Origin of the sequence: Tepidimonas aquatica, assembly GCF_007556585.1 — a bacterium.
Lineage (GTDB): Bacteria > Pseudomonadota > Gammaproteobacteria > Burkholderiales > Burkholderiaceae_C > Tepidimonas > Tepidimonas aquatica.
The window spans coordinates 81,618-101,089 of record NZ_VJNA01000007.1 but is presented as its reverse complement, the minus strand read 5'-3'; the positions used below and the strand labels follow the sequence as shown (position 1 = coordinate 101,089).

At 69.6% G+C, this 19,472-nt stretch carries 20 protein-coding genes; 17 read left to right on the top strand and 3 right to left on the bottom strand.

Annotation, left to right across the window (positions count from 1 at the left end; genetic code table 11):
* Positions 1–66: 66 nt before the first annotated feature.
* Positions 67–1,488 (bottom strand): FAD-binding oxidoreductase, encoded by a 1,422-nt coding sequence (locus Taqua_RS03985; protein WP_144324947.1) that lies wholly within the window; start codon positions 1,486–1,488, stop codon positions 67–69.
* Between the two features lie 68 nt (positions 1,489–1,556).
* Between Taqua_RS03985 and Taqua_RS03980 the strand changes: the two genes are divergently transcribed.
* Entirely contained in the window at positions 1,557–2,120 is a 564-nt protein-coding gene (locus Taqua_RS03980; protein WP_144324945.1) for a cob(I)yrinic acid a,c-diamide adenosyltransferase, read from the top strand.
* Positions 2,121–2,180: 60 nt separating this feature from the next.
* On the opposite strand, the gene Taqua_RS03975 is transcribed toward Taqua_RS03980, so the two are convergent.
* Together Taqua_RS03975 and Taqua_RS03970 are read right to left on the bottom strand one after the other, a co-directional pair.
* Positions 2,181–2,453, bottom strand: coding sequence for a helix-turn-helix domain-containing protein (locus Taqua_RS03975; RefSeq protein ID WP_246094611.1), 273 nt, complete (start codon positions 2,451–2,453; stop codon positions 2,181–2,183).
* A 1-nt stretch (position 2,454) separates the two neighbouring features.
* A complete protein-coding gene (locus tag Taqua_RS03970) occupies positions 2,455–2,874 on the bottom strand; it encodes a type II toxin-antitoxin system RelE/ParE family toxin (protein ID WP_144324941.1) in 420 nt (139 codons plus the stop codon).
* Between the two features lie 257 nt (positions 2,875–3,131).
* Between Taqua_RS03970 and flhD the strand changes: the two genes are divergently transcribed.
* The 16 genes from flhD to pcaF all read left to right on the top strand — a co-directional run bounded on the left by flhD (position 3,132) and on the right by pcaF (position 19,332).
* Entirely contained in the window at positions 3,132–3,497 is a 366-nt protein-coding gene (flhD, locus tag Taqua_RS03965) for a flagellar transcriptional regulator FlhD (RefSeq protein ID WP_144324939.1), read from the top strand.
* 69 nt (positions 3,498–3,566) lie between these two features.
* Positions 3,567–4,124, top strand: a complete 558-nt coding sequence (flhC, locus tag Taqua_RS03960) for a flagellar transcriptional regulator FlhC (protein ID WP_144324937.1) — start codon at positions 3,567–3,569, stop codon at positions 4,122–4,124.
* Positions 4,125–4,166: 42 nt separating this feature from the next.
* Positions 4,167–5,168, top strand: a complete 1,002-nt coding sequence (paaX, locus tag Taqua_RS03955) for a phenylacetic acid degradation operon negative regulatory protein PaaX (RefSeq protein ID WP_185969549.1) — start codon at positions 4,167–4,169, stop codon at positions 5,166–5,168.
* A 95-nt stretch (positions 5,169–5,263) separates the two neighbouring features.
* Positions 5,264–5,749, top strand: coding sequence for a hydroxyphenylacetyl-CoA thioesterase PaaI (paaI, locus tag Taqua_RS03950; protein WP_132962317.1), 486 nt, complete (start codon positions 5,264–5,266; stop codon positions 5,747–5,749).
* A 29-nt stretch (positions 5,750–5,778) separates the two neighbouring features.
* Positions 5,779–7,104, top strand: coding sequence for a phenylacetate--CoA ligase PaaK (paaK, locus tag Taqua_RS03945; RefSeq protein WP_144324935.1), 1,326 nt, complete (start codon positions 5,779–5,781; stop codon positions 7,102–7,104).
* A gap of 18 nt (positions 7,105–7,122) precedes the next feature.
* Positions 7,123–8,130, top strand: coding sequence for a 1,2-phenylacetyl-CoA epoxidase subunit PaaA (paaA, locus tag Taqua_RS03940; protein WP_144324933.1), 1,008 nt, complete (start codon positions 7,123–7,125; stop codon positions 8,128–8,130).
* 52 nt (positions 8,131–8,182) lie between these two features.
* Positions 8,183–8,500 carry a 1,2-phenylacetyl-CoA epoxidase subunit PaaB gene (paaB, locus tag Taqua_RS03935; RefSeq protein WP_144324931.1) on the top strand — a complete coding sequence of 106 codons (318 nt, stop codon included), beginning with the start codon at positions 8,183–8,185 and terminating at the stop codon, positions 8,498–8,500.
* Complete coding sequence (gene paaC / locus Taqua_RS03930) at positions 8,500–9,303, top strand: 1,2-phenylacetyl-CoA epoxidase subunit PaaC (protein ID WP_144324929.1); 804 nt, start codon at positions 8,500–8,502, stop codon at positions 9,301–9,303. Before paaB ends, paaC begins: the two co-directional genes overlap by 1 nt.
* Positions 9,304–9,317: 14 nt before the next feature.
* Positions 9,318–9,866: a 1,2-phenylacetyl-CoA epoxidase subunit PaaD gene (paaD, locus tag Taqua_RS03925; RefSeq protein ID WP_144324927.1), complete on the top strand. Its 549-nt coding sequence runs from the start codon at positions 9,318–9,320 to the stop codon at positions 9,864–9,866.
* Positions 9,867–9,888: 22 nt separating this feature from the next.
* A complete protein-coding gene (gene paaE / locus Taqua_RS03920) occupies positions 9,889–10,986 on the top strand; it encodes a 1,2-phenylacetyl-CoA epoxidase subunit PaaE (RefSeq protein WP_132962323.1) in 1,098 nt (365 codons plus the stop codon).
* A 91-nt stretch (positions 10,987–11,077) separates the two neighbouring features.
* The gene (locus Taqua_RS03915; protein WP_144324925.1) at positions 11,078–12,226 is read left to right on the top strand and encodes an ABC transporter substrate-binding protein; all 1,149 of its coding nucleotides are present in this window, start codon (positions 11,078–11,080) and stop codon (positions 12,224–12,226) included.
* 94 nt (positions 12,227–12,320) lie between these two features.
* Complete coding sequence (locus tag Taqua_RS03910; protein ID WP_144324923.1) at positions 12,321–13,349, top strand: branched-chain amino acid ABC transporter permease; 1,029 nt, start codon at positions 12,321–12,323, stop codon at positions 13,347–13,349.
* Positions 13,346–15,220: a branched-chain amino acid ABC transporter ATP-binding protein/permease gene (locus tag Taqua_RS03905; RefSeq protein WP_144324921.1), complete on the top strand. Its 1,875-nt coding sequence runs from the start codon at positions 13,346–13,348 to the stop codon at positions 15,218–15,220. The genes Taqua_RS03910 and Taqua_RS03905 overlap by 4 nt, the downstream gene beginning before the upstream one ends.
* Positions 15,217–15,963: an ABC transporter ATP-binding protein gene (locus Taqua_RS03900; protein ID WP_144324919.1), complete on the top strand. Its 747-nt coding sequence runs from the start codon at positions 15,217–15,219 to the stop codon at positions 15,961–15,963. Before Taqua_RS03905 ends, Taqua_RS03900 begins: the two co-directional genes overlap by 4 nt.
* A 31-nt stretch (positions 15,964–15,994) precedes the next feature.
* Positions 15,995–18,043 carry a phenylacetic acid degradation bifunctional protein PaaZ gene (paaZ, locus tag Taqua_RS03895; RefSeq protein WP_185969548.1) on the top strand — a complete coding sequence of 683 codons (2,049 nt, stop codon included), beginning with the start codon at positions 15,995–15,997 and terminating at the stop codon, positions 18,041–18,043.
* An 86-nt stretch (positions 18,044–18,129) separates the two neighbouring features.
* On the top strand, positions 18,130–19,332 hold the full coding sequence (gene pcaF, locus Taqua_RS03890) for a 3-oxoadipyl-CoA thiolase (RefSeq protein WP_144324917.1): 1,203 nt from the start codon (positions 18,130–18,132) through the stop codon (positions 19,330–19,332).
* Positions 19,333–19,472: the final 140 nt, after the last annotated feature.

The following is a 19,472-nucleotide window of genomic DNA, read 5'->3' as shown; positions in this document are numbered from 1 at the left end:
GTGCCGCGCGCGGGGTGGCCAGCAACACCACCAAACGACCGAACGGGCGCACAGCGGCTGACCCCATCACGCCAACACCTTGCCGGGGTTGAGGATGCCCAGCGGATCCAACGCCGCTTTGATGGCGCGCATCAGCGCCAAGGCGCCGTCGCCGACCTCGGCGTGCAAAAACGCCATTTTGTGCAGGCCCACGCCGTGCTCGCCGGTGCAGGTGCCGCCGCAGTCGATCGCGCGCTGCACCAGCGCGGCGTTGAGCGCTTCGGCGCGCGCTCGCTCGGCGTCGTCGTCGGGGTCGATCAGGTAGCCCATGTGGAAGTTGCCATCGCCGACGTGCCCGACCAGGAAGTAGGGCAACCCCGCCGCGTCGGCCTCGGCCACGGCGGCGCCCACCTGTTCGGCCAGTTGGCTGATCGGCACGCAGGCGTCGGTGGTGATGCAGCGGCACCCTGGGCGGCTTTGTACGGCGGCGAAGTAGGCGTTGTGGCGTGCCGTCCACAAGCGTGTGCGCTCTTCGGGCGTGGTGGCCCACCCGAAATCCTGGCCGCCGTGTTCATGCGCCAGCGCCTGCACCGTTTCAGCCTGCTCGCGCACGCTGGCTGGCGAGCCGTGGAATTCCATCAACAACATCGGCGCTTCGCGCAAGCCCAGCTTGCTGTGGGCGTTGACGGCGCGCACCGTGCGCGCGTCGAGCAGCTCGCAGCGGGCGATGGGCACGCCCATCTGGATGATGGCCATCGTCGTGCGCACGGCGGCGTCGACACTGGGAAACGAGCACACCGCAGCCGACACCGCTTCGGGCAGCGGGTACAGGCGCACGGTGATTGCGGTGAAAATGCCCAGCGTGCCCTCGCTGCCCACGAACAGGCGCGTCAGGTCGTAGCCGGCGCTGCTTTTGCGCGCCCGCGTGCCGGTGCGGATGACGTCGCCACGCGCGGTGACCACCTCCAGCGCCAGCACGTTGTCGCGCATGGTGCCGTAGCGCACCGCGTTGGTGCCGCTGGCGCGGGTGGCGGTCATGCCGCCGATCGAGGCGTCGGCGCCGGGGTCGATGGGGAAAAACAAGCCGAGGTGCTTGATGGCCTCGTTGAGTTGCTTGCGCGTCACCCCGGGCTGCACGGTGGCGGTGAGATCGTCGGCGTGCACGGCCAGCACCTGGTTCATGCGGCTGACGTCCAGGCTGATGCCGCCGCGCACCGCCAGCAGTTGACCTTCCAGCGAGGAGCCAACCCCGAACGGGATCACCGGCACGCGCCACTGCGCGGCGATGCGCACGGCGTCGGCAACGTCCTGCGTGGACTCGGCAAACACCACCGCCGCCGGCGGCGGCACGTGGGTGAAGGCCGACTCGTCGCGGCCGTGCTGCTCGCGCACGGCCCAGGCGGTGGACAGCTGCGCGCCAAAGCGCGCCTGCAGCGCCACCAGCGCTTCGGGCGGCGTGGGTTGGACGTCGATGTGCGGCAACAGCGTGGGGGTGAGCGCGACGTTCATGTGGGGCGGGGTCGGGTGTGGCCGATAATGCTGCGCATTATCCGCAGCCACGCCACGGGAGACAATGCATGGGACACCGCCTCACCCAGATCGCCACCCGCACCGGGGATGCCGGCACGACCGGTCTGGGCAACAACCAGCGTGTGAGCAAAAACAGCTTGCGGGTGCACGCCATGGGCGATGTCGATGAGCTCAACTCGAACCTCGGGCTGTTGCTGACCGAGCCTCTGCCGGACGATGTGCGCGCGCTGCTGCAGCGCATCCAGCACGAGCTGTTCAACCTGGGCGGTGAGCTGAGCGTGCCCGGCTACCAGTTGCTGCAGACCGACGCGGTGCTGGCGTTGGACGAGGCGCTGGCGCACTACAACGCGCGGCTGCCGCGCTTGCAGGAGTTCATCCTGCCCGGAGGCAGCCGCGCCGCGGCGCTGGCGCACGTGTGCCGCACGGTGGCGCGCCGCGCCGAACGCAGCCTGGTGGCGTTGGGGCAGGAAGAGGCCATCCACGACGCGCCGCGCCAGTACCTCAACCGCTTGAGCGACCTGCTGTTCGTGCTGGCGCGCGTGCTCAACCGCGCTGCCGGCGGCGACGACGTGTACTGGCAAAGCGAGCGCTTGCAGCAACAAGGCGATTGAGCGGGCGGCGACGCGGCGGCATGGGGCCGGAGGCCACGCCGTGACCGGCCCTGGTCAGCTTCAAAGCACGGCCTCCAGGCCCTTGCGTTCGATGAGGTTGAGCAGCTTCAACGACGGGCCACTCGGCTTCTTGTCGCCGATCTCCCACTTCTGAACGGTCGACACGCTGGTGTTGAGCAAGGCCGCAAACACCGCCTGGCTAACGCGGGCTTGCTGACGCAGCGACTTGATTTTCTGTGGCGGCATCTCGTGAACGTCGAGGTGGCACAGCGCATCGAACTCGCGCATACGGCGCTTGTCGATCAGACCGATTCGGTGCAGATCGGAGGCCATTTCATGGACCTCTTGCAGGATCCGGCTGTTGCGCTTTTTCCTCGTCATGACACACCTCCGTCAGTACTCCGCTGCCGACCGCTAGCGCGATCTGTCGATCATCGAACCCCAAGTAATGCTTGGCCAGCTCTTGCAACGCTTTGAGCTCTGCCGCGTCGAGGTTGGCTCGCTCGTTCTTGGCAAAGCCCAGCACAAAGAACCAGCGGTCTGCCGTCTTCGTGGCCACGATGGTGCGTGCACCTCCCCGTTTGCCTTGACCGGGCAGTGCAAGGCGCTTTTTGAGCAGATGACCGCCGAGGTCGGCATCGATCAACCCTTGCGCCATCTCCACAACGGCATTGCACAGCGCCTCATCGGTCAGCCCCGCTTTGCGCATCCAGCGGGTAAAGCTGCGGGTCCGGAACACGCGACGCGTGGCCAAAGTATATCACCTGGTGAAGCATGTCCGGCGTCCATGCATGCGCGCCGCCGACCCCACTGCGGCAAGCGGCGCACCGCCATGCCGCTGTAGGAATTTGCCTGACACGCTGCCGGCGGACCTCCGACGGCGCGAACAGACACCTTCCGATTCAAGAAAAGCAGGGCGGTTTTGACAATCCTTTTCAACGCAACAGCGCTGTGCGGGGTGTGGTAAAGGTTGCAGCCCGGCAGCGCCAGAACCTGAAAAGGAGAGCTGCCATGACCGCCGCCACCCACGAACTGCCCGGCACCGACGCTGAACGTGAGCAACTGCTGGCCGAGATCCGCGAGGCCAACCTCACCTACCTGATGCTGGCGCAGCGCCTGATCCGTGCCGACAAGGTCGAGGCGTGTTTTCGGCTGGGCTTGAGCGAGGAAGCGGCCGAGCTGATCGCGGCGCTGAGCACCGCGCAGGTGGTCAAACTGGCCAGCCAGAACACGCTGCTGGCACGCTTTGCGGCCGGCGACGACATGGTGTTTGCGCTGCTGGCCGGATCGCACGCCCCGCAGCGCTCGGTGGGCGAAGCGGCGCAGCGCCTGCACGGCAGCATTTTGCTGGCCAGCCGACTGGCCGAGGCTGCCTGACACCGCCGGTCCACCCTCAACAACGCCACGCCCCCTAACGCAGCCGCAACCCCAGCCAGGAGCCGTCCGATGAGCACCACCACCAAGCCCGCCACCAAAAGCCTGCTGGCCGAAGCGCGCGACGTGCAGCGCGCCATCGATTTGATCCGCCTAGGCGCGCGGCTGCAGGTGCTGGAGAGCGAAACCAACCTGTCGTACGAGCGGCTGCTAAGGCTGTACAAAGAGGTGACCGGACGCTCGCCCAGCAAGGGGCAGTTGCCGTTTTCGACCGACTACTTTTTGCAGTGGCAGCCCAACATCCACGCGTCGCTGTTTGAAAACATCCGGCAGTCCATCCTGAAAAGCGTCGCGGTGGACAACATCGACGCCATCATGCGCGCCTGGCGCCTGTACGCCGAGCAGATGCACGCGTGTGGGCTGGAGCCGCTGCTGAGCTTCACGCGGGCGTGGCGTCTGGCCCGCTTCATCGACGCGGGCATGCTGGTACGCACCCGCTGCACCTGCTGCGGGGGGCACTTCGTGGCCGACCCCTACGTCAACAAACGTCACTACGTGTGTGGCTTGTGCAAGCCGCCCGCGCGGGCCGGCAAGGGCCAGGCTGCGGGGGCGCTGCGTGCGCACGAGTGACCCCCACGGTGGCACGGGCGCGCGGGCGCTACCATCGCGCCCATGGTCGTGCCCCCCGTCCCACCGTCGCCCGATGACGCGCTGGCGCTGCTGCGCGCGCGCATCGACGCCCACTCGAGCCAGGACCGCGTGCAGGCCGGCTCGCTGATCGTCACCGTGTTCGGCGACGCCGTGCTGCCGCGCGGCGCGTGCCTGTGGCTGGGCAGCCTGATCCAATTGCTGCAGCCGCTGGGCGTCAACGAACGCCTGGTGCGCACCGCGGTGTACCGCCTGGTGCAAGAAGGCTGGTTGACCACACGGGCGCACGGGCGACGCACCGACTACCTGCTGACCGACGCGGGGCTGGCGCGCGTGGACGAGGCGGCGCGGCAGATCTACGCCGCGCGGGCCCCGAGCTGGGACCTGCACTGGCGCATGCTGCTGGTGACCGAGGCGCTGCCGGCGCGGGTGCGCGAGCGGCTGCGCCGCTCGTTGTTCTGGCAGGGCTACGGCGAGCTGCCGGGCGGGGTGTTCGTGCACCCCAGCGCCGACATGGACGCCACCCTGGAGGCGCTGGCCGCCGACGGGCTGGGCGCGTGGGCCGGGGCGCTGCTGCCGCTGCGTGCGCAGCGCCTGCCGTTGCGTGGCGTGACCCCCAACCGCACGCTGGTGCAGCAGGCGTGGAACCTGGCGGCGCTGGCGCAGCACTACGCCGACTTTGTGGCCCAGTACGCCCCCATCGAAGCGGCGCTGCGCAGCGCCGCCAGCGCGCCGCCGCCGGAGTTGGCGTTTTGCGCGCGCACGCTGCTGATCCACGACTGGCGGCGCCTGCTGCTGCGCGACCCGCAGTTGCCCGCCGAGCTGCTGCCGCGCGAGTGGCCCGGCGAGCGTGCGCGCCAGGTGTGCCGACGCCTGTACCGCCTGCTGCTGGCCCCGGCCGAGCGGCACCTGGACGCGCGCCTGTGCCTGGCCGATGGCCACACCCCGGCCGCCGCGCCGTGGCTGTGGCAGCGCTTCGAGCCGTTGGACGACGAGTGCTCGCTGGGGCCGCCGATGACGGCCTGAACCCGTCGCATCCCCCCCGGGAAAACCCCTATAGGCATGGGCTTGCCCCCGCGTGATACTGAAAACATCAAGAAGCACGATGTTTTTGTATCACGATGAGCGCCCACACCCCGCCCCCAACCGACCCCCAAGCCCTGGCCGAAGCGGCGGCGGCCGCGATGTGGGCGCGCGACCACGCCTGCCAGGCGCTGGGCATGCGGCTGGAAGCCATTGGCCCTGGTCGCGCGGTGATGTCGATGACCGTGCGCCCGGACATGGTCAATGGCCACGCGATGTGTCACGGCGGGCTGATCTTCACGCTGGCCGACAGCGCGTTTGCCTACGCCTGCAACAGCCACAACCACAACACGGTGGCGTCGGCCTGCCACATCGACTTTTTGGCCCCGGCGCGCGCGGGCGACGTGCTGGAGGCCGAGGCCGTCGAGCGCTCGCTCAGCGGTCGCACCGGTGTGTACGACATCACGGTGCGCGTGCGTGGTGGGCGCACGGTGGCGCTGTTCCGCGGCAAGAGCTACCGCCTCAGCGGCGAAGTCATCGCCGGGCTGGAGCAGGCCGCCGCCGCGCGCGGCGCCGCCACCTGACACCACCCCGATTCGAGGAGACCCTGACCATGCCCGTCAAAGCCCCCCGCCCCGGGAACCTGGAGCCGATCGAGACCGCCAGCCGCGACGAAATCGCGGCGCTGCAACTGGGGCGCCTGCGGTGGAGCGTGCGCCACGCCTACGACAACGTGCCGCACTACCGCGCCAAGTTCGACGCCGCCGGTGTCCACCCGGACGACCTCAAGACGCTGGCCGACCTGGCCAAATTTCCCTTCACCACCAAGGCCGACCTGCGCGACAACTACCCATTTGGCATGTTCGCGGTGCCGCGCGAGCGCGTCGTGCGCATCCACGCTTCGTCCGGCACCACCGGCAAGCCTACCGTGGTGGGCTACACCCAACGCGACATCGACACCTGGGCCAACCTGGTGGCGCGCTCGATCCGCGCCGCCGGCGGCCGCCCAGGTGACATCGTGCACGTGGCCTACGGCTATGGCCTGTTCACCGGGGGGCTGGGGGCGCACTACGGTGCCGAGCGCCTGGGCTGCACGGTGATCCCGATGTCGGGCGGCCAGACCGAGCGCCAGGTGCAGCTGATCATGGACTTCAAGCCCGACATCATCATGGTCACCCCGTCGTACTCGCTGGTGTTGGCCGAGGAGTTCGAGCGCCAGGGCATCGCGCCGGAGCGGATACCGCCCAAAGTCGGCATCTTTGGGGCGGAACCTTGGGGCGAAGGCATGCGCGCCGAAATCGAGCGCAAGCTGGGACTGGATGCGGTGGACATCTACGGCCTGTCGGAGGTAATGGGGCCGGGCGTGGCCAACGAGTGCATCGAGACCAAGGACGGCCCGGTGATCTGGGAAGACCACTTTTACCCCGAAATCATCGATCCCGACACCGGCGAAGTGCTGCCCGACGGCGAGGAGGGCGAGCTGGTCTTCACCTCGTTGACCAAGGAGGCCATGCCGATCATCCGCTACCGCACGCGCGACCGCACGCGGCTGCTGCCCCCCACCGCGCGCAGCTTTCGGCGCATGGGCCGCATCACCGGCCGCACCGACGACATGATCATCCTGCGCGGTGTCAACGTTTTCCCGACCCAGATCGAGGAGCAGATCCTGCGCGACGCGCAACTGTCGGGCCACTACCTGCTGGTGCTGACGCGCGAGGGGCATCTGGACCAGCTCGAAGTGCGCTGCGAGCTGCAACGCGCCCTCAGCGGTCGGCTCAGCGACGCCGAGCGCGCCACCATCGCGCGCGAACTGCAGCACCGCATCAAGACCTTCATCGGCGTCAGCACCCGCGTCACGGTGCTGGACGCCGACACGCTGCCGCGCACCCAGACCGGCAAGGCCAAGCGCGTGCAGGACGAGCGCCCACGCTCCCTTTGATCCCCCCGGAGACCCGCCATGTACACCCAAGCGCTGAGCATCCCCGACCCCAAGGGCAACGTGCAGCCGCTTCAGGCTGACGAGCCCGCCGCCAAGCTGGCCGCATTCCAGGCCCGCATCGACGCCGACGGCCGCATCGAGCCGCAGGACTGGATGCCCGAGGCCTACCGCAAAACGCTGATCCGCCAAATCAGCCAGCACGCCCACAGCGAGGTGGTGGGCATGTTGCCCGAGGGCAACTGGATCACGCGCGCGCCCAGCCTCAAGCGCAAGGCCATCCTGTTGGCCAAGGTGCAAGACGAGGGCGGCCACGGCCTGTACCTGTACTCGGCGGCCGAAACGCTGGGGGTGAGTCGCGCCGAGCTGATCGAGCAACTGCTCAGCGGTCGCGCCAAATACAGCTCGATCTTCAACTACCCGACGCTGAACTGGGCCGACGTGGGCGTGATCGGCTGGCTGGTCGATGGCGCCGCGATCATGAACCAGATCCCGCTGTGCCGCTGCAGCTACGGTCCTTATGCGCGCGCGATGATTCGCATCTGCAAGGAAGAAAGCTTCCACCAGCGCCAGGGCTACGAGCTGCTGCTGACGATGATGCGCGGCACCGAGGAGCAGCGCCGCATGGTGCAAGACGCCGTCAACCGCTGGTGGTGGAAGTGCCTGGCCATGTTCGGGCCGCCCGACAGCGCCAGCGTGCACAGCGAGCAAAGCATGCGCTGGGGCATCAAGCGCATCAGCAACGACGAGTTGCGGCAAAAGTTTGTCGACGCCACCGTCCCGCAGGCCGAAGTGTTGGGCGTGACGCTGCCCGACCCCAAGCTGAAATGGAACCCCGAGCGCGGGCACTACGACTTCGGCGAGATCGACTGGGAGGAGTTCTGGCAAACCGTCAACGGCCACGGCCCGTGCAACAAGGAACGCCTCGGCACCCGCATCAAGGCCCACCACGACGGTGCCTGGGTGCGCGAAGCAGCGCTGGCGCATGCGCGCAAGCAGCGCGAGCGCGCCCTGAAAGCCGCGGCGTGAACCCTGGGCTGCCGCGTTTCATTCCCCCATCCCGCCCAAGGACGCCCCCACCATGAGCGACACCACCCCCAACACCACCGCCCCGGCGCTGAAAGACTGGCCGCTGTGGGAAGTGTTTGTGCGCAGCAAGCAGGGCCTGGAACACAAACACTGCGGCAGCCTGCACGCCGCCGACGCCACGCACGCGCTGCAAATGGCGCGCGACATCTACACCCGGCGCCAAGAAGGCGTCAGCATCTGGGTCGTGCCCTCGGCCGCGATCGTGGCCAGCCGCCCGGACGACAAGGGTGAGTTTTTTGAGCCGGCGGCGGACAAGATCTACCGCCACCCGACCTTCTACGACATCCCCGACGAAGTGGGGCACATGTGATGGACACGCTGGCCGTGGACACCTCGGTGCTGACCGAGTACCTGCTGCACCTGGGCGACAACGCCCTGGTGCTGGCGCAACGCAACTGCCAGTGGTGCGGCGTGGGGCCGGTGCTGGAAGAAGACCTGGCCCTGGCCAACCAGAGTCTGGACCTGATCGGCCAGGCGCGGCTGCTGTACCAGGAGGTGGCGCGCCTGCAAGGCGGCGACGCCACCGAAGACACCTACGCCTACTGGCGCGACGCGCACCAGTTCCGCAACTACGTGCTGCTGGAGCTGCCGGCCAGCCTGGCGCGCGTCGGCTACGCGCAGGGCGACATGGACTGGGGCGTGACCCTGGCGCGCAACTTCCTGTACAGCGCGCTGATGGTGCCGCTGTGGGACGCGCTGCAGGGCAGCCGCCACGAGCCGCTGGCCGCGATCGCCGCCAAGTCGCTCAAGGAGGCGCGCTACCACCTGCGCCACGCCAGCGAGTGGGTGGTGCGGCTGGGCGACGGCACTGACGAGTCGCACGCACGCATGCAGGCGGCGTTGGGCCACCTGATGCCGTACACGCAGGAGTTTTGGACCTCCAGCGACGTGGAGCGCGCCGCCGTGCAAGCCGGTGTGGGCGTGGACGTGGCAGCCTTGCGCGCCCCGTGGCAGGCCACGGTCGAGGCCACCCTGGCCGAGGCCACGTTGCGCGTGCCCAGCGACCAAGGCCACGTGCCGCAAGGCAAGCTCGGCGTGCATTCGGAGCACCTGAGCTACCTGCTGGGCGAGCTGCAGGTGGTGGCGCGCGCCCACCCCGGTGCGCAGTGGTGAGGCAAGGGCACGCGATGGCGCCACCCACCAACGCCCTGCCCCCCGTGGACGACGCGCTGCTGGTGCGTGTGCACGCGGCGTTGGCCGAGCTGACCGACCCCGAAATCCCGGTCGTCACGCTGGCCGACATGGGCATCGTGCGCGCCGTGCGTGCCGCCGCCGACGACCCGACCTGCGTCGAGGTCGTCATCACCCCCACCTACAGCGGCTGCCCGGCCATGGCGCAGATCGAAGACGATGTGCGCGCCACGCTGCAGCGCCTGGGCGTGCGGGCGCGCGTCACCACGCAACTGGCCCCGCCGTGGACCACCGACTGGATGACCGAGCAGGCCCGCGCCAAGCTGCGTGCCTACGGCATCGCCCCGCCGGGGCGCTGCGCCGACACGCCCACGGCGGGCGAGCAGGTGCTGCGTTTCGTGCCGCGTGCGCCCGCGCCCGTGCCGTGTCCGCGTTGCGGCTCGACGCGCACGCGCGAAGTGTCGCGCTTTGGCTCCACCGCGTGCAAAGCGCTGTGGCAGTGCCTGGACTGCCACGAGCCGTTCGACCATTTCAAACCCCATTGACCTCCCCCCGCCCGAGGCTGCCATGAGCATCGCCCGCTTTCATCCCCTCACCGTCAAGCGCGTCAGCCCCGAAGCGGGCGGTGCGGTGGCCATCACGTTGGAGGTGCCGCCCGCGCTGCGCGAAACCTTCCGTTTCGAGCCCGGCCAGTACCTGACGCTGCGCGCCACCGTCGACGGCCAGGAGCTGCGCCGCAACTACTCCATTTGCAGCCCGCGCTCGCGCCTGCAGCACGCCGGCGAGCTCGACATCGGCATCCGCCCGGTGGTGGGTGGGCGCTTTTCCAACTGGGCGGTGCGCGCCGTGCAGCCCGGCCAGACGCTGGAGGTGATGCCGCCGCAGGGGCGCTTCACCGTGCAGCGCCCGCGCGCCCTGCACCGCGTTGGCTTTGCGGCCGGCTCGGGCATCACGCCGATTCTGTCGATCGTCGCCAGCACGCTGGAAGAGCAGCCCCACACCAAGTTCACGCTGGTCTACGGCAACCGGCGCACCTCCACCATCATGTTCAACGAGGCGCTGCAGGACCTCAAGGACCGCTACCCCGACCGCTTCACGATGATCCACGTGCTGTCGCGCCAGGCGCAGGAGGTCGATCTGCTGCAGGGGCGGCTGGACGAGGCCAAGGTGCGCGCCATCATGGACGCGCTGCTGCCGCCGGCCAGCATGGACGAGGTGTTCATCTGCGGCCCCGAGGCGATGATCCAGGCCACCGAGCGCGCGCTGCTGCAGGCCGGTGTGCCGGCGCAGGCGATCCGCACCGAGCGCTTCACCACCGACCCCGCGCAGGCGGCCAAGGTGCAGGCCGACGTCGACGCCGCCGAGGCGCGCCGCGCCGCGCACGCCGCCGCGCAGGCCATCGTGGTGCTGGATGGCAAGCAGCACGAGGTGCCGCTGGCCGCCGGCGAAGCCGTGCTCGACGCGGCGCTGGAAGCGGGCCTGGACCTGCCATACTCGTGCAAGGGCGGCGTGTGCAGCACCTGCCGCGCCAAGGTGCTGGAGGGCGAGGTTACGATGGAGCGCAACTTCGGCCTCACCGACGCCGAGGTGGCGGCCGGGTTTGTGTTGACCTGCCAGGCGCGGGCCTGCACACCGCGGCTCGTGCTAACCTTTGACGAGCGCTGAGACATGCACTATCATGCATATTATGGCGCATAACCATGCGAGGCAGTCGGCTGCTTCGTGCAACTTCGTGCCACCCCTGAGGAGACCTCTGATGAAACTGCGCAAAACCCTGCTCGCGTTGGCGGCCACCGCCGGCCTGAGTACCGCGGCCTGGGCCGACATCAACGTCGGCGTCACGCTGTCCACCACCGGGCCGGCGGCGTCGCTGGGCATCCCGGAGAAAAACACCGTGGCGCTGATGCCCAAAACCATCGGCGGTGAAAAAATCAACTATGTCGTGCTCGACGACGCCAGCGACACCACCGCCGCCATCACCAACACGCGCAAGCTGATCAGCGAAAACAAGGTTGACGTCATCGTCGGCTCCACCACCACGCCCAACTCGCTGGCTATGATCGACGCCGTGGCCGAGGCCAAGGTGCCGATGATTTCGCTGGCCGCCTCGGCCCGCATCGTCGAGCCGCTGGACGACAAAAAGCGCTGGGTGTTCAAGACGCCGCAAAACGACATCCTGATGGCGGTGGCCATCGCCACGCACATGGCCGACAGCGGTGTGCGCAACGTGGCCTTCATCGGCTTTGCCGACGCCTACGGCGAAGGCTGGTACCAGGAGTTTGCCAAGGCCGCCGGGCTGAAAAAGCTGCAGGTCGTGGCCAACGAGCGCTACAACCGCACCGACACCTCGGTCACCGGCCAGGTGCTCAAGATCGTGTCGGCGCGGCCTGACGCGGTGCTGATCGCCGGCTCTGGTACGCCGGCGGCGCTGCCGCAAAAAACGTTCAAAGAGCGCGGCTACACCGGCAAGATCTACCAAACGCACGGCGTGGCCAACAACGACTTTTTGCGCGTGTGCGGCAAGGACTGTGAGGGCACGTGGCTGCCCGCCGGCCCGATGCTGGTGGCCGACCAACTGCCCCAAGACCACCCGGTCAAGAAGTCGGCCCAAGCGTACGTCAAGGCCTACGAGGACGCCTATGGCAAGGGCAGCGTGACCACCTTCGGCGGCCACGCCTGGGACGCCGGCTTGCTGCTGCAGGCGGCGGTGCCCGAAGCGCTCAAAAAGGCCAAGCCCGGCACGGCCGAATTCCGCGCCGCGTTGCGCGACGCGCTGGAAAACGTCCGCAACGTGGCCGGCGTGCATGGCATCTTCAACATGTCGCCCACCGACCACGCCGGCTTGGACCAGCGCGCGCGCGTGATGGTCAAGATCGAAAACGGCACTTGGAAATACACGCCCTGAGCCGCGGCGCAGCGGGTTGCCCTGCGCGCGCGTGGTGGTGCGTCCCGCGCCGGTGCAGCGGCGCGCCTTTCGATGACCCCGAGGCTGTCGCCCGATGGACTTGCAAATCGCCCTTTTTTTGGCCCAGGACGGCATCGTCAACGGGGCTGTGTACGCGCTGATGGCGCTGGCGCTGGTGCTGGTGTTTTCGGTCACGCGCGTGATCTTCGTGCCCCAGGGGGAATTGGTCGCCTACGCGGCGTTGTCGATGGCGGCGCTGCAGGCCGGCGCCACGCCGGGCATCCTGTGGCTGCTGCTGGCGATGGCGGCGGCGGTGCTGCTGTTGGAGCTGTGGCGCTGGCGCCGCGGCGCCACGGTGGACCCGTGGGCCACCGCGCTGTGGTGCGTGGTGCTGCCGGGGCTGGCGGCGGCGCTGCTGCTGGGGTGGCGGCCCACCTCGCTGCTGGGGCAGGCCGTGGCGGTGCTGCTGCTGGTCACGCCGCTGGGGCCACTGACGTACCGGCTCGCGTTTCGGCCCTTGGCGCACGCCACGGTGCTGGTGCTGCTGATCGTGTCGGTGGCGCTGCACGGCGTGCTGATGGGCCTGGGGCTGTGGCTTTTTGGCGCCGAAGGCTCGCGTACCCCGGCGTTTTCCGAGGCGCGCCTGGAGCTGGCCGGCATCCCGGTGCCAGGCCAGGCGCTGGTGGTGGTGGGCGTCACGGTGCTGCTGGTGCTGGCGATGTTTGCCTTTTTCGAGCGCACGCTGCTGGGCAAGGCGCTGCGCGCCACCGCCATCAACCGCGTCGGCGCGCGCCTGATGGGGATCCCCACCGAACTGTCGGGCGACCTCAGCTTTGCGCTGGCCGCGCTCATCGGCGCGGTGTCGGGGCTGCTGATCGCGCCGATCACGACGATTTACTACGACACCGGCTTTTTGGTCGGCCTCAAAGGGTTCGTGGCGGCCATCGTCGGCGGGCTGGCCAGTTACCCGCTGGCGCTGCTGGGGGCGGTGCTGGTGGGGCAGTTGGAGGCGTTTGCCTCGTTTTGGGCCAGCGCCTTCAAGGAGGTGTTGGTGTTCACGCTGATCATTCCGGTGCTGCTGTGGCGCTCGCTGCGCAGCCACCACGTGGAGGAGGAAGAATGAGCGCCCCCGCAACCCGTGCGCCGGCGGCCACCGGCAACGGCCCCGCCTGGCTGACCACGCGCACCGTCACGGTGGCCGCGGTGGTGGTGCTGCTGGCGCTGTGGGGTGGGCTGTCCCCCTTCACCGTGACCTTGCTCAACTACATCGGGCTGCACGCGCTGGTGGCGCTGGGGCTGGTGCTGCTGACCGGTGTGGGCGGCATGACCTCGTTCGGCCAGGCCGCGTTCGTGGGGCTGGGCGCGTACGCCACCGCGTGGGTGTGCGCCGCGCCGGAGGTGGCCGCCGCGCTGCAAGGCGTGCCGGCGGCGTGGCTGCCGTGGTTGGGGCTGGCGCTGGGCCTGGTGCTGACGGCGCTGGTGGCCGGGGCGCTCGGGGCGGTGACGCTGCGCCTGGGCGGGCACTACCTGCCGCTGGCCACCATCGCCTGGGGGCTGAGCCTGTATTTCCTGTTTGGCAACCTTGGCTTTTTGGGCGGGCACACGGGCATCACCGGCATTGCCGCGCTGCAGGTCGGGCCGTGGACACTGGCCGACCCGCGCGAGCTGGGGCTGCTGATCTGGGCCGTGGTGCTGCTGGCGCTGTGGGCGCTGCACAACCTGCTGGACTCGCGTACCGGCCGTGCGGTGCGCGCGCTCAAAAGCGGGCGCCTGATGGCCGAATCGATGGGCGTGGACACCGGGCGGCTGCGCGCGCAGGTGTTTTTGCTCGCCGCGCTGCTGGCGGCGCTGTCGGGTTGGTTGTACGCGCACTTGCAGCGCTTCGTCAACCCCACGCCGTTCAACATCAACATCGGCATCGAGTACCTGTTCATGGCGGTGGTGGGCGGCTCGGGCCACCTGTGGGGCGCGGTGGTGGGCGCCACCCTGATCGCGCTGCTCAAGGAGCAGCTGCAGGACTGGCTGCCGCGGCTGCTGGGGGCCAGCGGTAACTTCGAAATCATCATCTTTGGCCTGCTGATGATGGTGGTGCTGCAGCGCTACGCCGACGGGCTGTGGCCCACGCTGGCGGGCTGGGCACGGCGGCTGGGGGTGCACCCGACGCCGGTGCGGCTGCCGCCACCCAGCGCGCTGCCGCAACGCACGCTGCCGCCGCCGGGCACGGTGCTGGTGCAGGCGCGCGACGTCACCAAGCGCTTCGGCGGTCTGGTGGCCAACAGCCAGGTGTCGCTGGAGGTGCGCGCTGGCGAGGTGCATGCGCTGATCGGCCCCAACGGCGCGGGCAAGAGCACGTTTTTCAACATGATCTCGGGGGTGGACGACCCCACCGAGGGCGAGGTGTGGCTGCTGGGCGAGCCCATGACCGGGCGGCCGTCGCGCGACTTCGCGGCGCGCGGCCTGGGGCGCACGTTCCAGCACGTGCGCCTGCTGGGGCAGCGCAGCGTGCTCGACAACGTGGCGCTGGGCGCGCACCTGCGCGGGCGGCGCGGCTGGCTGGCCAGCATGCTGCGGCTGGACCGGCGCGAGGAAGCCGCGCTGCAGGCCGAGGCGCTGCGCCAGATCGAACGTTGTGGCCTGACCGAACACGCGCACACCCCCGCGGGGGCGCTGGCGCTGGGGCAGCAGCGCATCGTCGAAATCGCCCGCGCCCTGGCCGGGCAGCCCGCGCTGCTGTTGCTGGACGAGCCGGCGGCGGGCCTGCGCCATCTGGAAAAACAGGCGCTGGCCAAACTGCTGGACCAGCTGCGCCGCGAAGGCCTGGGCATCCTGATCGTGGAGCACGACATGGAGTTCGTGATGAACCTGGCCGACCGCATCACGGTGCTGGACTTTGGCACCGTCATCGCGCACGGCACCCCGGCCGAGGTGCAGCGCGACCCGCGCGTGCTGCAGGCTTACCTTGGTGACGACGCGCTCAGCGGAGGTGCGGCATGAGCACCCCGCTGCTGCAACTGCGCGGCTTCAGCGTCTCGTACGGGCCGGTGGAGGCGCTGCACCAGGTGGACCTGGACGTGCACCCAGGCGAAATCGTCACCGTCATCGGCCCCAACGGCGCGGGCAAGACCACGCTGCTCAACGCCGCCATGGGCCTGCTGCCCTCGCGCGGCCAGTTGGCGGTGGACGGCGAGGTGGTGCCGCGCCCCAGCGTCGAGCGCATGGTGGCGCGCGAGGTGGCGCTGGTGCCCGAAAAGCGCGAGCTGTTTGGCGAGATGTCGGTCGAGGACAACCTGCTGCTGGGGGGCTTTGCCCGCTGGCGCCGGGGCGACCGCACGCAGCGCCAGCGCATGGAGGAGGTGTTTGCCATCTTCCCGCGCCTGCGCGAGCGCCGCGCGCAGTTGGCCGCGACGTTGTCGGGCGGCGAACGCCAGATGCTGGCCATCGGCCGCGCGCTGATGGCCAAGCCGCGCCTGCTGATGCTGGACGAGCCCTCGCTGGGGCTGGCGCCGCTGATCGTGCGCGAGGTGCTGCACACGGTGGCACGGCTGCGCGAGCTGGGCGTGTCGGTGCTGCTGATCGAACAAAACGCGCGCGCGGCGCTCAACATCGCCGACCGCGGCTACGTGCTGGAGATGGGCGCCATCGCGCTGCACGGCGCTGCCGCCGACTTGCTGCACGACCGCCGCATCGTCGAGACCTACCTGGGCATCGGCGGCCAGCGTGCGGCCGCGGCGGCCTGATCTTGCTTGTCAACCCTCCACCTCAGACCCCATGAGCACCATCCCCGTTTTGCAGAGCTACCTTGGCGGCCGCTGGCAGGGGGTGCAGCCGGCCCAGACGCTGGCCAGCGCCATCAACGGCCGCCCGGTGGCCGCCACCCACGCCGAGACCCTCGACTTTGCCGAGGCCCTGGCGCACGCCCGCGGCGCGCAAGGCGCGCTGCTGGCGCTGGACTTCCAGCAGCGTGCCCAGCGCCTCAAGGCGCTGGGCAAATACCTGATGGAGCACAAGGAGCAGCTCTACGCCTGGTCGGCCTACACGGGGGCCACGCGCAACGACAGCTGGATCGACATCGAAGGCGGCATCGGCACGCTGTTCGCCTATGCTGGCCTAGGCAGCAACGAGCTGCCCAGCGGCAACCTGCTGCACGAAGGCCCGGTGGTGCCGCTGGGCAAGCAAGGCCATTTTGCCGGCACGCACGTGCTGGTGCCGCGTGCGGGCGTGGCGGTGCACATCAACGCCTTCAATTTCCCCGTGTGGGGCCTGCTGGAAAAATTCGCCCCCACCTTTTTGGCGGGGATGCCCTGCATTGGCAAACCCGCCACCGCCACCAGCTACCTGACCGAAGCGCTGGTGCGGCTGATCGTCGCCAGCGGCCTGCTGCCCGAAGGCAGCCTGCAGCTCATCATCGGCGGCACGGGCGACTTGCTCGACCGCTTGCAGGAGCCAGACGTTGTCACCTTCACCGGCAGCGCCGACACCGCCGCGCGGCTGCGCGCCCACCCCAACCTGGTGCAGCGCAGCATCCCGTTCAACGCCGAGGCCGATTCGCTCAACAGTGCCATCCTGGCTCCCGACGTCACGCCCGACGACGAGGAGTTCGACCTCTACGTCAAGGAGGTTGTGCGCGAAATGACGGTCAAGGCGGGCCAAAAGTGCACCGCGATCCGCCGTGCGCTGGTGCCGCGCCGGCACCTGGACGCCGTGGCCGAGCGGCTGCGCGCCCGGCTGGCCAAGGTGGTGGTGGGGGATCCGGCGCTGCCCGAGGTGCGTATGGGCGCGTTGGCGTCGCGCGCGCAGCAGCGCGACGTGGCCGAGCGCGTGGCGCTGCTGCGCGCCGGCGCCGAGGTGGTGTGGGACGGCGGCCCCGACTTTGCGCCGCAGGGTGAGGGCACGGCCGACGGCGCCTTTTTCCCGCCGACGCTGCTGCTGGCGCGTGACCCGTACGCCCACGACGCTGTGCACGAGGTCGAGGCCTTTGGCCCGGTGAGCACGCTGCTGCCCTACGACGACCTGGACGAGGCGCTGGCGCTGGCCGCGCGCGGGCGCGGCAGCCTGGTGGCCACGCTGGTCACGCGCGACCCGCTGACCGCGGCGCGGGCGGTGCCGCTGGTGGCGGCCTGGCACGGTCGGTTGTTGGTGCTGGACCGCGAGGCGGCTCCCGAGTCCACCGGCCACGGCTCGCCGCTGCCGCACCTCAAGCACGGCGGCCCCGGGCGCGCCGGTGGCGGCGAGGAGCTGGGCGGCCTGCGCGCCGTCAAGCATTACCTGCAGCGCACGGCGGTGCAGGGTTCGCCGACGATGCTGGCGGCCATCAGCGGCGAGTACGTGCGCGGCGCCGCGCGCATCGAGACCGACGTGCACCCGTTCCGCCGGTACTTTGAAGACCTGCGCGTCGGTGAGAGCCTGCTGACGCACCGCCGCACCGTGACCGAGGCCGACATCGTCGCCTTTGGCGGCATTTCGGGCGACTACTTCTACATGCACTTCGACGACATCGCCGCCAAGGAGTCGCCGTTTGGGCGCCGCATCGCGCACGGCTACTTCGTGTTGTCGGCGGCGGCGGGCCTGTTCGTGTCGCCCGCGCCCGGGCCGGTGCTGGCCAACTACGGGCTGGACACGCTGCGTTTCGTCAAGCCGGTGGCCATCGGCGACACGATCCAAGCGCGCCTGACCTGCAAGCGCAAGATCGACCGCGCCAAGACCGACGCCCAGGGCCGCGGCCAAGGCGTTGTCGCTTGGGATGTGGAGGTGACCAACCAGCACGGTGAGCTGGTGGCCAGCTACGACATCCTGACCCTGGTGGCCAAACGCGCCTGAACGCCACCCGCGCGCCGGGCCGTGCGGTGCCGATGCCCGGGCGTGGGTTGATTTCCATCCACCGTCCCCATGCCGAGATCCGTGCCATGACCCATGCCTTCATCTGCGATGCCATCCGCACCCCCATTGGCCGCTACGGCGGCGCGCTGTCCAGTGTGCGCACCGATGACCTGGCCGCCAAGCCGATCGAGGCGCTGATGGCGCGCAACCCGCGCGTCGATTGGGGCGCGCTGGGCGACGTCATCTACGGCTGCGCCAACCAGGCTGGCGAAGACAACCGCAACGTCGCGCGCATGGCGGCGTTGCTGGCGGGCCTGCCGGTCGAGGTGCCCGGCGCCACCGTCAACCGTTTGTGCGGTTCGGGCCTGGATGCGGTGGGCAGCGCCGCGCGCGCCATCCGCGCCGGCGAGGCCGAACTGATGATCGCCGGCGGTGTCGAGAGCATGAGCCGCGCGCCGTTCGTGATGCCGAAGGCCGAGACGGCGTTCGCCCGCACGAATGCGGTCTACGACACGACGATCGGCTGGCGCTTCGTCAACCCGCGCATGCAGGCTCTGCACGGCACCGACTCGATGCCGGAGACGGCGGAGAATGTCGCCGCGGAGTTCGGCATCGCGCGCGAGGATCAGGACCGCTTTGCGCTGGCGTCGCAGCGCAAGGCGCTGGCGGCGCAGCAAGCCGGGGTGCTGGCACAAGAAATCGTGCCGGTGACGATCCCCGCGCGCAAGGGGGAGCCGACCGTGGTGGCGCACGACGAGCACCCGCGCGACACGAGCCTGGAGGCGCTGGCCAAGCTCAAAGGCGTGGTGCGACCCGACGGCACCGTGACGGCGGGCAACGCCAGCGGCGTCAACGACGGCGCCTGCGCGTTGCTGCTGGCCAGCGAGGCCGCGGCGGCCCGCCACGGCTTGACGCCGCGCGCGCGCGTGGTGGGCATGGCGGTGGCGGGGGTGCCGCCGCGCGTCATGGGCATCGGCCCGGCGCCGGCCACGCGTAAGGTGCTGGCGCTCACGGGCCTGACGCTGGATCAGATCGACGTCATCGAGCTCAACGAGGCCTTCGCGGCGCAGGCGCTGGCGGTGCTGCGCCTGCTGGGTTTGCCCGACGACGACCCGCGCGTCAACCCCAACGGCGGGGCGATCGCGCTGGGGCACCCGCTGGGGGCCAGCGGCGCCCGCCTGGTGACGACGGCGGTCAACCAGTTGCACCGCAGCGGCGGGCGCTACGCGCTGTGCACGATGTGCATTGGGGTTGGTCAAGGCATCGCGTTGGTGCTGGAGCGCGTGTGAAAAAAGACCCCCGGATGCGGTTGCAGCCGGGGGTTCAAGCCTTATGCTGTCACACACAAAGGCACCCGCTCAGGGAGGAAAAGCGGGGAGGCGCGTAGGCCTCACCCATTAATTTACCACAAGCTGACAGCGCTGCCTGA

Coding starts and splice junctions, on each gene's coding strand:
- flhC (WP_144324937.1), top strand. CDS start 3,567: ATGAGCACCACCACCAAGCCCGCCACCAAAAGCCTGCTGGCCGAAGCG.
- Taqua_RS03915 (WP_144324925.1), top strand. CDS start 11,078: ATGAAACTGCGCAAAACCCTGCTCGCGTTGGCGGCCACCGCCGGCCTG.
- Taqua_RS03910 (WP_144324923.1), top strand. CDS start 12,321: ATGGACTTGCAAATCGCCCTTTTTTTGGCCCAGGACGGCATCGTCAAC.
- Taqua_RS03900 (WP_144324919.1), top strand. CDS start 15,217: ATGAGCACCCCGCTGCTGCAACTGCGCGGCTTCAGCGTCTCGTACGGG.
- paaA (WP_144324933.1), top strand. CDS start 7,123: ATGTACACCCAAGCGCTGAGCATCCCCGACCCCAAGGGCAACGTGCAG.
- paaI (WP_132962317.1), top strand. CDS start 5,264: ATGAGCGCCCACACCCCGCCCCCAACCGACCCCCAAGCCCTGGCCGAA.
- Taqua_RS03980 (WP_144324945.1), top strand. CDS start 1,557: ATGGGACACCGCCTCACCCAGATCGCCACCCGCACCGGGGATGCCGGC.
- paaD (WP_144324927.1), top strand. CDS start 9,318: ATGGCGCCACCCACCAACGCCCTGCCCCCCGTGGACGACGCGCTGCTG.
- paaK (WP_144324935.1), top strand. CDS start 5,779: ATGCCCGTCAAAGCCCCCCGCCCCGGGAACCTGGAGCCGATCGAGACC.
- Taqua_RS03975 (WP_246094611.1), bottom strand. CDS start 2,453: ATGGCCTCCGATCTGCACCGAATCGGTCTGATCGACAAGCGCCGTATG.
- pcaF (WP_144324917.1), top strand. CDS start 18,130: ATGACCCATGCCTTCATCTGCGATGCCATCCGCACCCCCATTGGCCGC.
- flhD (WP_144324939.1), top strand. CDS start 3,132: ATGACCGCCGCCACCCACGAACTGCCCGGCACCGACGCTGAACGTGAG.
- paaC (WP_144324929.1), top strand. CDS start 8,500: ATGGACACGCTGGCCGTGGACACCTCGGTGCTGACCGAGTACCTGCTG.
- paaZ (WP_185969548.1), top strand. CDS start 15,995: ATGAGCACCATCCCCGTTTTGCAGAGCTACCTTGGCGGCCGCTGGCAG.
- Taqua_RS03985 (WP_144324947.1), bottom strand. CDS start 1,488: ATGAACGTCGCGCTCACCCCCACGCTGTTGCCGCACATCGACGTCCAA.
- paaX (WP_185969549.1), top strand. CDS start 4,167: ATGGTCGTGCCCCCCGTCCCACCGTCGCCCGATGACGCGCTGGCGCTG.
- paaE (WP_132962323.1), top strand. CDS start 9,889: ATGAGCATCGCCCGCTTTCATCCCCTCACCGTCAAGCGCGTCAGCCCC.
- paaB (WP_144324931.1), top strand. CDS start 8,183: ATGAGCGACACCACCCCCAACACCACCGCCCCGGCGCTGAAAGACTGG.
- Taqua_RS03905 (WP_144324921.1), top strand. CDS start 13,346: ATGAGCGCCCCCGCAACCCGTGCGCCGGCGGCCACCGGCAACGGCCCC.